The 13,782-nt window shown below is 38.5% G+C and carries 13 protein-coding genes; 1 reads left to right on the plus strand and 12 read right to left on the minus strand.

Annotation, left to right across the window (positions count from 1 at the left end):
• Window positions 1–30: 30 nt before the first annotated feature.
• From K1I97_RS02730 to mecA, 10 genes are all read right to left on the minus strand, one after another.
• On the minus strand, window positions 31–867 hold the full coding sequence (locus tag K1I97_RS02730; protein ID WP_223331486.1) for a PRD domain-containing protein: 837 nt from the start codon (window positions 865–867) through the stop codon (window positions 31–33).
• A 232-nt stretch (window positions 868–1,099) separates the two neighbouring features.
• Window positions 1,100–2,080, minus strand: coding sequence for a tagatose-bisphosphate aldolase (lacD, locus tag K1I97_RS02735; RefSeq protein ID WP_223331487.1), 981 nt, complete (start codon window positions 2,078–2,080; stop codon window positions 1,100–1,102).
• A gap of 1 nt (window position 2,081) precedes the next feature.
• Window positions 2,082–3,011 (minus strand): tagatose-6-phosphate kinase, encoded by a 930-nt coding sequence (locus tag K1I97_RS02740; RefSeq protein WP_223331488.1) that lies wholly within the window; start codon window positions 3,009–3,011, stop codon window positions 2,082–2,084.
• Window positions 3,012–3,021: 10 nt separating this feature from the next.
• Window positions 3,022–3,537 carry a galactose-6-phosphate isomerase subunit LacB gene (gene lacB, locus K1I97_RS02745; RefSeq protein WP_001216904.1) on the minus strand — a complete coding sequence of 172 codons (516 nt, stop codon included), beginning with the start codon at window positions 3,535–3,537 and terminating at the stop codon, window positions 3,022–3,024.
• A 30-nt stretch (window positions 3,538–3,567) separates the two neighbouring features.
• Window positions 3,568–3,993 (minus strand): galactose-6-phosphate isomerase subunit LacA, encoded by a 426-nt coding sequence (gene lacA / locus K1I97_RS02750; RefSeq protein ID WP_125386551.1) that lies wholly within the window; start codon window positions 3,991–3,993, stop codon window positions 3,568–3,570.
• Between the two features lie 266 nt (window positions 3,994–4,259).
• Entirely contained in the window at window positions 4,260–5,156 is an 897-nt protein-coding gene (locus K1I97_RS02755) for an aldose 1-epimerase family protein (RefSeq protein ID WP_223331489.1), read from the minus strand.
• Window positions 5,157–5,263: 107 nt separating this feature from the next.
• Window positions 5,264–6,739 (minus strand): PTS galactitol transporter subunit IIC, encoded by a 1,476-nt coding sequence (locus tag K1I97_RS02760; RefSeq protein WP_223331490.1) that lies wholly within the window; start codon window positions 6,737–6,739, stop codon window positions 5,264–5,266.
• Window positions 6,740–6,783: 44 nt separating this feature from the next.
• Window positions 6,784–7,089 carry a PTS sugar transporter subunit IIB gene (locus tag K1I97_RS02765; protein WP_061598443.1) on the minus strand — a complete coding sequence of 102 codons (306 nt, stop codon included), beginning with the start codon at window positions 7,087–7,089 and terminating at the stop codon, window positions 6,784–6,786.
• A gap of 36 nt (window positions 7,090–7,125) precedes the next feature.
• Window positions 7,126–7,602 carry a PTS sugar transporter subunit IIA gene (locus tag K1I97_RS02770; RefSeq protein ID WP_223331491.1) on the minus strand — a complete coding sequence of 159 codons (477 nt, stop codon included), beginning with the start codon at window positions 7,600–7,602 and terminating at the stop codon, window positions 7,126–7,128.
• A 363-nt stretch (window positions 7,603–7,965) separates the two neighbouring features.
• A complete protein-coding gene (gene mecA / locus K1I97_RS02775; protein ID WP_223331537.1) occupies window positions 7,966–8,703 on the minus strand; it encodes an adaptor protein MecA in 738 nt (245 codons plus the stop codon).
• A 122-nt stretch (window positions 8,704–8,825) separates the two neighbouring features.
• Between mecA and K1I97_RS02780 the strand changes: the two genes are divergently transcribed.
• On the plus strand, window positions 8,826–10,304 hold the full coding sequence (locus tag K1I97_RS02780; RefSeq protein WP_061417070.1) for an oligosaccharide flippase family protein: 1,479 nt from the start codon (window positions 8,826–8,828) through the stop codon (window positions 10,302–10,304).
• A 49-nt stretch (window positions 10,305–10,353) separates the two neighbouring features.
• Here K1I97_RS02780 and K1I97_RS02785 read toward each other — a convergent pair whose 3' ends face one another.
• Together K1I97_RS02785 and K1I97_RS02790 are read right to left on the minus strand one after the other, a co-directional pair.
• Entirely contained in the window at window positions 10,354–12,879 is a 2,526-nt protein-coding gene (locus K1I97_RS02785; RefSeq protein ID WP_223331492.1) for an MBL fold metallo-hydrolase, read from the minus strand.
• A gap of 36 nt (window positions 12,880–12,915) precedes the next feature.
• On the minus strand, window positions 12,916–13,728 hold the full coding sequence (locus tag K1I97_RS02790; protein ID WP_223331493.1) for a LicD family protein: 813 nt from the start codon (window positions 13,726–13,728) through the stop codon (window positions 12,916–12,918).
• Window positions 13,729–13,782: the final 54 nt, after the last annotated feature.

Genomic DNA, 13,782 nt, shown 5'->3' on the forward strand with positions numbered 1-13,782 from the left:
GAATCCTCCTTATATATTATTTGATAAATCTTATGACAGTAAACGTTGTATATGTAGAACTAGATAAACTCGCTCACTCTTATACAAATCAAGACCAGTATGTTGCGTAATCACATCATAAATCTTGGAGCCAACCTCAAATGCCTTTGGATAGGATTGTTTGATATGGTCTTCCATATCTAGAAGCGATTGATTATCATCTCTGGAACGGTCTAAATAATCCAAAAAATAATTGAGATGAATCATAAAGCGATCATAGAAATGGTTATTCTCTTTGGTTCGTTGAATATCGTAAGTCTTTAGCACTTCTTCAACATTCCTGAGGATTTCTTTCCTCTTATCAATTGACTCAACCACTTGAACTTCATTTTCCCCTTCGGCATTGATGAAATGATAAGCGATCCGAATAATTTCATCCTCAGGGAGATGATCTGTCAACTTCTGACGATAGATTTCAAAGGCTTCCTTTGCGATTTGAAAAGCTACAGGATACTTGGCAGAAATATCTGGCAGATTACTATCCTTATACCTTCCTTGTGTTAGAGCTTGGTAAGAACAGTAAATATGATCTGTCAAGGTCACATAGAGATACTCTTGAATCGGATAATGATATTTCTTAGAAAGCTTATCAATAATCTCATATGTCACTGTGATAAAATCAAGCGGGACATCTTTGAGCAGAGCCATAAAGTTTTCCCTGGACTCTTCTGTCTTCATCCGAAAAATCTTCTCTACTTGATCTTCAGCAATCAAATCCCCTTTCTTCTTTCCAAATGCAATCCCTTTACCAATCACAATCACCTCTTCTCCTTTGTCATTTCTGACAAGAGAGACATTGTGATTCATTGGATTTAGAATTCGATACATGGCAACCTCCTTTTATCTATTAAAGGTATATGAGTATAAAAAATGACCACAAATGAATTGGAAAATCAATTGATTTCTAATTCACCTGTGATCATGCCTAATATTACTTAGTAACACTCACCTTGTATTAACTTGTGATTTAAGTATAGCACAAGTCAGTTTATTTGTAAACCTTTACATTCACCTTTTTTTAAATTTTTTAGATTCATGTTCCTAAACTAGGAGGAGTTTCTTACACGCGTTCTTTCCATGAAGTCGCTGTTGTTTGAAGAACTTTATTGAGTTCGTCAATGTTCTCAAAACCTGTTGTACGTAGCCATTCACGAGCTGCTGCTTCACCGTCCTTGATGTAGGCTTCCACTGATCCAGCCCAGGTTGCACGTCCACAAAGAACACCATTGAAGTTTGCGCCTGATTCGTGGGCAAAGACAAGTGTTTCTTGGAAGAGTTTGGCTGATACACCCGCACTCAAGTAAATATATGGCAAGTTAGTCGCTTCATCTTGCGCTTTAAAGAAAGCTGCTGCTTCTTCGCGTGTATGCACGATTTCACCATCGCCAAAGCCTTCAACGTATTTGACGTTGACTGGAACTTCCACTTTTAAGACATCGATGTTGAAGCGTGGGTCTGAGAAGACCTTCATGGCACCGATAACCTTGTGTGGTTTCACTTTTGCGTATTCTGCAGAACCTGCGTCAGCGATTTTTTCATCGTAAGCCAAGATTTCAAGGAAGAATGGAATGTCCTCTGCCACACACTCAGAACCGATGCGTTCGATGTAGGCTTGTTTTTGTTGGTTAAGTTCGTCAGAGCTGTCTACATCATAGTAAAGCAAAAACTTCACAGCATCCGCACCTTGTTCCTTGATGCGTTTGGCAGACCAAACATCCAAGCAGTCTGGCAAGCGTTTGGTGCTTGTTGTGTCGTAGCCTGTTTTTTCATAAGCAAGGAGAAGACCAGCATTTGGCGCAAGCGCTTTTGTAGCTGGAAGTCCATATTCAGGGTCGAGAAGCATAGAAGATGCGTATTTTGTCAATTCATCTGCTACCAAGACTTTGAGTTCTTCCATTTGAGCCACTGTTGGCTCCTCTGTTTGGTATTGAGCCATGAGGCGTTTCAAAGCACCACGTTGGTCAAAGGCAAGAGCTGAGATGATGCCGTTCTCGTCAGAGAGTTTTTCTAAATATTTGCGTTTTTGTTCTGTTAAAACCATTTTATACCTCTTTTACTATTAATTGATCATATAAAGCTTGATAGTTGGCCATGTTGACATGCCCTGTCATCTTTTCTTGGGCATTGAGCATACCAAGGACATTGGCCTTGATGAGGAGTTCTTGATCAGATTCCTTATGAAGAAGTCCTGAAGAAATTCCTGCCACAGTAGAGTCTCCAGATCCAACAGGGTTGACTACCTGGATTCTTGGAATATCTACCTTGTAGAAAGTATCACCATGTTTGGCAAATGCACCATTTGCACCAAGTGAAACGATAATCCACTCAATCCCTGCAAATAGAGGCTCTTGAAGAACTTCTTTTAATTCATTCAAATCCTCAGAAACTTCTTTTCCAAGAAGCTGAGACAATTCTTCGTTATTTGGTTTGATAACTGTTGGTTTGTGTGGTGATTCAAGAACAGCCTGAAGAGCCGCACCTGAGCAGTCCAGAACAACTGGTTTTCCTGCGCGATTAGCAAGTTCTACCAAGCTCGCATAATAGTCGACTGGAAGACCTGCTGGCAGACTACCTGAGATGGCTACTACCTCTACAGTGTCAAGAAGTTTCTCGAAATGAGCCAAGAAATTTTGCCCTTCTTGTTCCAGAACTTCAGGTCCTTTTTCAAGGATTTCTGTTTGGTTGTCACCGTGGAGAATAGCGATACAGTTACGAGTTTCTCCTTGAATGGAGAAGAAACGTTTCGTTACTTTATCGTCGATATGCTCTACTAAAAACTCACCAAGTTTACCACCGACCAAACCGGTAGCAGCAACAGAATCACCAAATTCTGAAAGAACTCGTGTAACATTGAGCCCTTTACCACCAGCTGTCTTGGTCACGTCCACCACTCGGTTGACAGTATCAATTTTCAATTCATCCAAAGGATAAGAAATATCAATGGATGGATTCATTGTGACTGTTAAAATCATGCGTCACCTCTTAGTCGTGGTATTCACCGCGATCCCATTTTTCAAGGAATTCTGTAAAGAAGTTTGCATCTGCTTGATGAGCATTGTGAGTTTCGACGTGCTCAATTTTCGCAATCAATTTTTTGTTTTCTTCTGATGGTTTGTATTCAGCATTGATGAAAGCTTCGATGATATCACACATGAGTAATTCACCAGTAATCTTACCACCAAATCCGATAACGTTGGCATTCAATTGCTCTTTAGCATAAAGAGCTGTTGTCATATCACGAACCAAGGCAGAGCGTACACCTGGAACTTTGTTAACAGCGTTATTGATACCAACACCTGTACCACAGATACAAACCCCAAGATCAGCTTGGCCGCTAGTTACAGCTTCACCAACTTTTTTACCAAAGATTGGGTAGTGTGTTCGCGCATGATCGTAAGTACCAAAGTCAATGACTTCATGTCCTTTTGATTTCAAAAATTCTGAAACCGCCATTTTTTCATCTGTTACGATGTGGTCACATCCGATTGCAATTCTCATTTTTATCTTACCTTTCTTACTATAATCTAATTAGCACATTTTGTTCAACATGTCGACACGAATTTGGTGACGGCCACCGTCGTATTTACCATTAACAAAACCTTTAGCAATGTTTTTAGCCAATTCGTCACCAACAAGTTGTGCACCCATAGTGATCATACGAGAGTTGTTGTGTCCACGAGTCATATAGGCTGAACGTTCATCTGAAACTTCTGCAGCAACCATTCCTTTGATTTTAGTTGCGACCATGAATGGACCAGCACCATAAGCATCAATCACGATACCAAGGTTTTGTTCTTCTTTGTTTACTTCTGCAGCAACAGCAAGAGTCACATCAACAAAGTCTTGACCTTCAGCTGTAACATCCACAACGTGGAAGTTTTCTTTTTCCAAGAAGTCTTTCACAACTTCTTTCAATCTCAAACCTGCAGTATCTGCACCGATAACAATAGACATATTGTATACTCCTTTTTATTTTTCTAGGCTAGTAAAGACTTTTATAGTTAGCAGTTTACCTACAAAAGACTTTCTAGCAGTTTAGTGACAAATTTGATTGAATGAGATGAATAGCACCTTATCCAAGTCTAGGAAATCAATTTCCTAGAAAGAAACTTTCTCCTCGAAACAGAATATAACAAGCGATTATTTGTTTGTTACAAACATAATATACTCCTATTTATAGAAAAAGTCAACAGTAAATGTTTGTTTTTGTGGTTTTTTATCTAAAATATTTCAATATCAAAGCCAATCTGATCTACTTGACCAGGTTCTAGGAGACGAACATTCTTCTTATCTTCTAAATGATCTCCTTCTTCAAGTGAAGTTGATAAGCCTGACCAGGGTTCAAAAGCGATGAAAGGACCTTTATTTAGGGTAGACCAAATGATGAGATTAGGAAACTCTTGGAAGTTTACTTTCAATCCGTTCTCATGCTTCCGTGAACGAAGCGCGATTGATTTAGATTGCAACTCATCTAAGGTTACTGCATCCACACTGAACAGATCATAACTGAGCTCCACTTCCTTTTGAGAATCCAACCATGGACTTCTATCTTGAAAATCCAACATTCCTGTTTCTGGGAAAGGACGGGGAACAGAGCAAGTCTCTTCTTTTTCAAACTCTAAATAGTAATCTTCATAAGTTTCGCCATCTAGCAGAGGACAATTAAATCCTGGATGTCCACCGATAAAGAATGGCATTACTTTATTCGTTTCTTTATTGAAAATCTTGTATTGAGTACGAACAGTCTTGCCAGTCACTAGATAAGTGATTTCAAGGCGGAAATGATAAGGATAGTTTTGATAAATATTCTCATCATCTTCGATCGCAAAAGTTACGCTGTTTTCTGTTTGGTTAACTAATTCAAATTCATTTTTACGAACTAAACCATGACGCGGAATGCTTCCTTTTGTTTCTGTCCCATCTGCGTGACTATAAATGGCTACATCCTCTCTCAAAGAGCCACAGATTGGAAAAAGTACAGGAGCTTGTCCACTCCAATAGGTTGCATCCCCTTGCCAAAAGTACTCAATTCCATCTCGATCCTTGATCGATGACAAGGCGCCACCTAAGGTTTTAAACTGAACCGTTAACTGATCTGATTTTACTTCAATTACCATAAAGTTCTCCAACTATTTTTAGATTTTTATATAAAAAACTAGGTTGCCACTCCCAATGTCGGAAATTAACAACCTAGTTTTCACAATTTACATTTTATAGGAGCGAATTATTTAGCATTTGCTGCGTATTCTTCGTTACGTTTGATCATTTGTTTTCTATACCAAGCAAAGATACCTACATAGAATACAAGGAAGGCTGCTGCACCAAGGATTGCTTTGATATCGCCTGTTGTAGCATTACCGATTGCCCAACCAAATAGTTTTTCGATTGGTCCTTCAAGAGTTGAGTGAGTAATCAATTGAGCACTATCTACACCTTTAGGAAAGGCACCTACACCTTTAGCAAGTTCTGTTGCGAATGGTGCGATAAGAGTACCTGAAAGAAGGAAGAGTGGCAACAAGAGAGTTCCGAAGATAATCATACGGAGCAATTTACCACGAGTAACAACCAAGAGAGCTGGAGTTACACCCATAGCGATGATACCTGCAAGTGGCAAGATACCATTACCGACATTAGAAAGAAGTACAGCTTCTACTAGCATGATTGGAGCAAGTACGTTAGCACAAGCCCAGATTTCAGCACGACCAGCGATGAAAGGCCAGTCAAGACCGATGTTGAATTTACGTCCTTGAAGACGTTTAGTAGCAACGTTTGTAATACCTTGTGAAAGTGGTTCTACGGCTGCGATGAACCAAGATCCGATAAGTGAGAAGAGCTCCAAGCAGACACCGGCAGTCAAACCAAGGCTCAACCAACCTTTAATAACAAGTTCCCATTTATCAGCTCCTTCTACACCAGCAACTGGGTGTGGGGTTCCCATCAAACCAATAACGATACCAAGAATGAAACCGATAAAGAATTTAGATCCCCAGAAACCGATTTTCTTGTTCAATTTTGCAGCGTCAAAGTCGTATTTATCAAGACCTGGCAATACTTTATCAAAGATCTTATCCAAGACCATGATAACTGGGTTCATCATGTAGTTCATGTGAGTTGAAGTCATTGGTGATGAACTTGGTGCATTAAGAAGGTCGTCAAATGTTGGTTTCATCAAGTCAGAATTGATGATTTTCAAAACACCTACAAGGACAACTGCTGCAGTTGCGATGAAGAGTGAAACCCCTTGGCTTACACCGTTGTTGTCTGCATACCATTTGATCAAAAGACCAGTGATTGACAAGTGCCAGATATCGAAGATATCGACATCAAGAGTGTCCGTTTTCTTCATTGCAAGCATCACAACGTTGACAATCAACATCACAAGCAAGAAGTAAAGTGTCCAGGCAGAACCCCAAGTGATGGTTGCAAGTGGTGCCCAACCAACGTCAGTGATGTTCAATTGAATACCAGTATTTTCAACGAATTTCGCAAGTGATGCTGAGAAAGCTCCGTTGAGCATACCGATGATAGCACCGATACCAGTAAGAGCGATAGCAAGTTTGATACCACCTTCAAGCGCTTTGGAGAATTTCACTCCAAATAGTAAGGCCAATACTGTCAAGATGATCAGCATGATGATAGGACCACCCATTTCCAAGATAGGTTTGAAGATATCGTTGGCCAATTTTATAATGACATCCATAATAGTTCCTCCCTTTATTTTTATGGAATCTTACAAAATAATAATTAACTTAGTCCGTGTTCTTTGATAGCTGCTTCAATATTGTCAAATACTGGAGCGCTCATTGCTGGAATACGGAACAAAATTGGTCCAGCTTCAATTACTGGAATTTCTGGTTCAAAACCAAGGTCAGTAGCAGCGATTGGTGTAAAGATATCATATCCTTTGATAAGGTCTTCATTTACATCTTTTACCATAACTGCATCGCAGTGAACATCATAACCACGATTTGAAAGCTCTTCTTCTAGAGCACTTTTAATTTGGTGACTTGAGTTAACACCTGCACCGCAGGCAGCAAGAATTTTAATCATTTGGATTTCCTCCGATTTTATTTTTAATAGACAAGATTAAGCGGTTGCTTCAGCAATGTAAGCATAAAGTTTTTCTGGTTCGGAAATTTTTGATAGATCTTCCAGATGTCCATTTCCTGTGAAAAAGTCCATCAACTGAGCCAGAATATTTGTTTGACTCGAACTTGAATTGTTAATGATAAAGAAGAGTAGAGATACTTCCACTTCTCTATCAGGAGCAATCATATTGTGAAAAGTAACTGGTTTCTCTAATCGAACAACCACCACTTTCTCAGCTAGATTATGAACAATATCTGTATGAGGAATCGCTACATTTGGCAAGTCCTTCCCCAGAAATTCCATATCTAAGCCAGTTGGAAATGACTTTTCACGCGTAATCAAGGCTTCACGATAGGTGGGGGTTACGATATTTCGTTCTTCCAACAAGCTTGCTACCTGATTAAAGAGGTGTTCTTGATCATCCGCTTCTAAGCAAAACACGAGATTTTTATCAAAGAAATGATCTAATCCCATAACAGTTTTCCTTCTTTCAATTAACTTTTTATGTTATAAGTATAACACTATATGAAACCGTTGTCAATAGTTTTTGTTTTATTTTGTTCATTTTTTTATAAATTTTGTTTTATTTAATAAATATAATCATTATCAAACACTCTCCTGATTTATTAAACTAGAATTCTCATCTCTCTAGGCACCAAAATGGAGAGAACAACAGTAAAATTATCCAATTTATTTTACGATTCAAAGTAGCAAAAAAGCCATCAAATGATGACTCTTAAGTAGGCTCTATCTTTTATCCTTTACAAATCTTATCGTTTCATTCCCCAATGCAATTGATTTTGAACTTCTTAAATAAATTAAAATGATTTTCAAAATCTATGAACGAATCTTTTGCAAATTAAGAACTGCATCGTGGTTGATCAAGATTTGCCCATACTCTTGTAAGACTGAACGACTGATGTCACTGTCGTCTGCAAACTCACGCATACGAGCCAACAGCCAGGCTGGATATAGACTTGGATGATTTGCCACATCGACTAAGATTGTCAAATAGTAGTATCCATTCATCTTATAGAGTTCAGATGTTTCCATCTGGTAGTTAACCGTCTTTGCAAAAGCAACTAAGTCAGCAAGACTTGCAAAACGCAAGATATAGTAGATATAAGGTTCCTTCTTGCTCTCAGTCTCCTTGTCCGCCTGCTCTTGCTCTTCTTTAGCTTCTACCTGCTCTAGAGATTGGATGGCCTCAATATCGTCCTTGGTCTTTTCTGCGATACTCTTTTCCAAGGTTTTGAGAAATTCGTCCGGAGACATTTGAGCCAATTCTTCCATGTCTGGCAGATCCGCCAAATCTTCAAAATCCAGAGTCTGGTCAATCTTGGACTTGGTCACAAAGACATCGACCTTATCTGGTTTTGGCGTCACACGGAAACTCAACATGCCACTATCCAAGAAATTGTCTGGCATATCCAATTCATCTAAAATAGCATAGAAAAACTCTTCGGTTTTTTCCTGAGGAACGAGAAAGTCTGCGATTTCCATTCCTCGATCCATCAAATCATCTAAAGTCATCGTGATTTTCAGTGTTGTATCACTAATTTGTTTCATCTTCATTTCTACTAACCTCATACTTTCAGTCTATCTATTATACTAGATTTTTACGATTTTATCAAAAGAATGAAGCGAGAATGTGATATAATACTAGAGATGATTTTAGATTTAAGAAAGAAAGTTCAATGAAAAATATAAAAGTAAATGCCTTGGCCAGCTTGCTGGTCAATATTCTCAATATCGTTTTTCCGCTGATAACCAACCCTTATCTGACGCGGATCCTCAGCAAATCCAACTACGGTTATTTCAATACGGCCAATACCTGGGCAAGTTTCGTTATTCCACTAGCTGCCTTTGGAATATACAACTACGGGATTCGAGCTATCAGTAAGGTTAAGGATGACAAGAATAAAATCAACTACGTCTTTTCTAAGTTGTTTTATATCTCAGTTTTCACTTCTCTCCTAACTACTGGTATCTACTTCCTTTTTATCTTCTTTGACACCAGCATTGAGAATCTGAAAGTTCTCTACTACATCCTAGGAGCTCAAGCACTCTTCCAATTTCTCAATATCGAATGGATGAACGAGGCTTATGAAAACTATGCCTTCATCCTCTACAAAACGTTAATTATTCGGATTACCATGCTGGTCGCCATCTTTGCCTTTGTCAAAACTGCTGATGATATTGTTCCCTACGCTATAGTCATGACTGCGACAACTATCCTCAACTACCTCCTTAGTTTTCTTTGGATTAAGAGAGAAGTTTCTTTTGTTAAAATTGGTTTCATTGAGTTAGCTAAGGCTTCTAAACCACTCTTTACTATGCTTCTCTTGGCAAATGCCAATATGCTTTATACCTTGCTAGATAGAATGTTTATCACCAAGGGACCAGATGAAAACTATATTTCTTATTATACAATTGCCTATAGCATCGTCATGCTAATTGCTGGTGTCTTAAGTGGAGCTATCAGTGTCAGCATTCCACGTCTCGGCTACTACCTTGGGAAAAAGGATTACAATTCTTATAATTATCTTGTAAATCAAGCGGCATCATTATTCTATTTTCTCATGATTCCAACTAGTTTCGGAATTATGATTTTAGGAAAGTACGCAACGGTTATCTACTCTTCTGAAAAGTATCTTGAGGCAGGTATCGTGACCAGCGTCTTCGCCTTTCGAACTATTATCTGGGCTATTGAATTGATTCTTGGTAAGCAAATTATCTTTATCAATGACCACGAGAACCGCTTGACTGCTTTCTACTTTGCTGGTGGTGGAGCAAATCTTCTCTTCAACTGTATCTTGTATATCAATAATATTTTTGCCCCTGAGTATTATATTGCTACGACCATTATTGCAGAAGCCATCGTTGTTCTCTTAGAAATTCATTTTATTAGGAAACACCAACTAATCAATTTAAAAGAAATCTTTGTGACCTTAACACGTTATGGTCTCATATCCCTTGGTTTTATCCCGATCTTCTATATTTTCAAGATGATTTTCCAAATCAGTTCCTATACGGTGAACCTCAACATGATCCTCATGGTTCTCTCTACCATAGCCACTTGTGGAATCTACTATCTCTTGACGCTTTTTATCGCTAAGGATAAAACACTTCACTATGCACTGAACCTAGTATTAGCTAAGATCAAAAGAAATTAAAAGAACACCCTACTGATAAACGAGCGTTTACACTAGTAGGGTGTTTCTTTTATTCTTTTTCTTTCTTGTCAGAAGTATTGACTTCTAGATTTGAATCTTGTTTTGGCTGCTCAGCAATAGAGGAATTAGCTTCTTGCTTCTTTTCTGACTGATCTGCTTCGTCATTCACAGCAGCAACAGCCTGTTTCCAAATACCTTCTTCGTTGACCTTATAACCATCTGGTGTGGTGGCATTTTTCAACAAGGAACCATCTGTTTGGAAATAGTACCAATTACCGTCAATTCGTTTCCAACCGGTCTGCATAGCTCCTGATTCATCAAAGTAATAATGATCATCATTTACTTTATGAAGGCCAACCAACATGATGCCATCTTCAGGATTGAGATAATACCAGATTCCTTTATCCTTTATCCAACCTGTTTTCATAGCTCCATTTGCCTCAAAGTAACGATAATGATTATCAAACCATTTCCAGCCTGTTTGCATAGCTCCTGATGCACTAAAGTAATACTGCTTACCATCTACTTGTTGGAAACCGACCAGCATGATACCTTCCTGATTTTCAAGATAATACCATGTTCCTTGATCCTTCAACCAACCAGTTTTCATAGCTCCTGAGTCAGCGTAGTAATACCAGTGTTTATCAAGCCACTGCCAGCCTGTTTGCATGGCACCGCTGGTATTCAAATAGTAGCGCGTACCATTGATTTCTTGTTTTCCAGTCTGCATAATACCATCTTGATTTAGATAATACCATTTCTCATTATCCTTAATCCAGCCTGTTTTCATAGCTCCTGAGTTCGCATAGTAATACCAATGGTTCTCTAGCCATTTCCAGCCTGTTTGCATTGCACCACTAGCGTTCAGGTAGTAACGAGTACTGTTGATTTCTTGTTTTCCAGTGAGCATGATGCCATCTTTGTCCAGATAATACCAAGTGTCCTGATCCTTGACCCAACCAGTTTTCATAGCTCCAGAACTTGCAAAATAGTTCCAGTGACCATCAACAAAGGCCCAGCCAGTTTGCATGACACCTTCTTGATTAAAGTAGTATGTGCTTCCATTGATATTCTTTTTACCAACGGTCTTTAGCCCATCCTCATCATAGAAATACCAATCTGAATCAATCTTTTGCCAAGTTGAAGGCTTACCTGCTGTTTGGAGTGCACCACTTTCGCTAAAGAACATCTTCTTGCCATTATAGACTTGATGTCCTGTTAGCATCTTCCCATCTGCTGCAAAGAGATACTTTTTCCCTCCAATTTCAGAAAGTTCACTAAATCGTCTAGCACCATTTGATTGGATATAATACCAATGACCATCCAGCTTGAACCAACCGCCTGTTTGCATTTTACCATTTGAGTTGAGATAGTAATCATTCCCCTTAGCATTTTCTCCCCAATCATCATTAAGGTGAAGCCAGCGTCCTGCTTGCATTTGCCCTTTTCCATTAAAGAAGTAAGTGGCTCCGCCAATCTCTTTCCAACCGATAGCCATTTCTCCATCTGCTAAACGATATTTCCAGTAGCCACCTTCTTGATACCATTTTTCGTCAACTACAGGGATGTCAGGGAAGAGATTAGAAACATTAGCAAATCCGCTATCACTAATATTAAAAACAGTTGCATCCTGAGTTTGACTAGAAGCTCTGAGAACTTGAATATTTTTCTTTTGGAGATATTCTCTGGTTGAAGCAACATTAATATCACCGCCAGTTGTCTGAATAATCATCTTTGGAGATAGGTTTTCAAGAAAATTAATCGTATTTGAAATTGTCGCATCATAATGATGATTCCATTTCATCATATCAACCTTGCCGATAACTGGACCTAACTTATCTTCCGCTCCTTCAGCATTATCCAAATCTCCACCAAGGTAGATTCTCTTTCCTGCCACAGTCACCACTGAAACGATAGAGTTGGAGTTATCATCTCGAACTTTTTTCAGATTCCCCTCAGCATCATATTCATTTTTATAATTATAGAGTTTGATATCCATATCACCTAATTTAAAGTGACTATCCTCGTCTGTAATATTCTGAATAAGAGTAACCCCTCGTTTTTGTGCGGCTCTCAAAGCATTATCATAATTGAAAAGATTATCCCAGAGTCCCCAGTGTGAGGTAATCCGGTCATCTGAATATTTTTTTAAATAAAACTTACCAACCTGATAACGATTAAGTATCTCATCTGCTCCGCCGATATGGTCACTATGTACATGGGTTCCAATAATAAAATCCAGTTTTTTAACACCAACTTGGTCAAGATGGCGAATCAGACGGTCTTCCAAGACTTGATAATTTCTCATGGAAATTCCCCAACGACTTGGATAGCGTGGATCACTCCCATCAGGAAAGTCATAATCTTCCCCCATATCAATCAAGGCATAATGACCATTGCTTTCCAGAAGGATAGCATCACTCCCAGATTTTGCTTTAGTATTTATGAAATGGATACGATTGCCTGAACCAGCAGTAATGGTGTCTGCATTAACTTGTTGTGATAAACCAATCAACACAAAAAGGAATGCAAGTAAACCATAACTGACTGGTTTAACTAATTTTTTATTCTTCATCTTGAATACTCCTTTCTAGATGAAAACAATCTCTTACTAATCAATCCAATAATTCTTATCAGTTCCTGGAACCTGCTGTTCAACAGGTGGTGGAGTCATATAGTCTGCTCCAAATTCGTAGACAAGAATTTCATGGTATTTTCTCGGAGCTTTCACTACGATGTTTTCGTATGGCATATCAATCAAATCATAGAGCCATTCTTTTTTGATTCCCTCTGGAAAACTTGGATCAAATATCGTACAGGTAAGATCTGTAGCTTGATTTATACTATATTTCAAAGCAAGGTTCTCTAATTTTCGATTCCAAGTTTGTGGAGAACTTAAACGAAAAATAGCTGACCCAATATAGCGAGGTATATTTTTTATCCCCCCATTTTCTGATTTAATTCCTTTGAAATTCAAAGACGAAAGGCGGATAAAATGTTTGTAGAGCTTCATTTTCTTACAATCACTTTCCTCCGTCACAACACCATCGTATGGAAAAATGTCAACACAAGTTCCCAATACAACTGTCGGGTCCAAAAGATTGGCGTCTCTACGTGTTCTAATATCGTGGACACGCATATAACTGTAAGGATAGCCTTTTGTTTCTCTAAATGAAATCAATTTGTAGTAGGGATGATTCTCATTTTTTAAAACCTGATAAAGCTTTTCAAATTCATCTCGCGCTAAGGAAATATCGGTATCATCATCCCAAGGGATAAATCCTTTATGGCGGACAGCTCCTAGTAAGGTTCCAAAATCAATAAAATATTTAATCTGATGCTGTTCACATAGTTCATGTAGATACTTTAAAATATCCAACTCCACTTGTTTTATTTCTTCAAGACTTAAAACTCTCTCAGACATACGTTTTATTCTCCTAATTTCGACTAATTCTTTAAACGATTTCTAACTGCGATT

This window comes from Streptococcus oralis, assembly GCF_019929345.1.
Taxonomy (GTDB): domain Bacteria; phylum Bacillota; class Bacilli; order Lactobacillales; family Streptococcaceae; genus Streptococcus.

Bases quoted from the DNA above. Each gene is read 5' to 3' on its own strand.
- K1I97_RS02730 (WP_223331486.1), bottom strand. From the start codon at position 867: ATGTATCGAATTCTAAATCCAATGAATCACAATGTCTCTCTTGTCAGA.
- lacD (WP_223331487.1), bottom strand. From the start codon at position 2,080: ATGGTTTTAACAGAACAAAAACGCAAATATTTAGAAAAACTCTCTGAC.
- K1I97_RS02740 (WP_223331488.1), bottom strand. From the start codon at position 3,011: ATGATTTTAACAGTCACAATGAATCCATCCATTGATATTTCTTATCCT.
- lacB (WP_001216904.1), bottom strand. From the start codon at position 3,537: ATGAGAATTGCAATCGGATGTGACCACATCGTAACAGATGAAAAAATG.
- lacA (WP_125386551.1), bottom strand. From the start codon at position 3,993: ATGTCTATTGTTATCGGTGCAGATACTGCAGGTTTGAGATTGAAAGAA.
- K1I97_RS02755 (WP_223331489.1), bottom strand. From the start codon at position 5,156: ATGGTAATTGAAGTAAAATCAGATCAGTTAACGGTTCAGTTTAAAACC.
- K1I97_RS02760 (WP_223331490.1), bottom strand. From the start codon at position 6,739: ATGGATGTCATTATAAAATTGGCCAACGATATCTTCAAACCTATCTTG.
- K1I97_RS02765 (WP_061598443.1), bottom strand. From the start codon at position 7,089: ATGATTAAAATTCTTGCTGCCTGCGGTGCAGGTGTTAACTCAAGTCAC.
- K1I97_RS02770 (WP_223331491.1), bottom strand. From the start codon at position 7,602: ATGGGATTAGATCATTTCTTTGATAAAAATCTCGTGTTTTGCTTAGAA.
- mecA (WP_223331537.1), bottom strand. From the start codon at position 8,703: ATGAAGATGAAACAAATTAGTGATACAACACTGAAAATCACGATGACT.
- K1I97_RS02780 (WP_061417070.1), top strand. From the start codon at position 8,826: ATGAAAAATATAAAAGTAAATGCCTTGGCCAGCTTGCTGGTCAATATT.
- K1I97_RS02785 (WP_223331492.1), bottom strand. From the start codon at position 12,879: ATGAAGAATAAAAAATTAGTTAAACCAGTCAGTTATGGTTTACTTGCA.
- K1I97_RS02790 (WP_223331493.1), bottom strand. From the start codon at position 13,728: ATGTCTGAGAGAGTTTTAAGTCTTGAAGAAATAAAACAAGTGGAGTTG.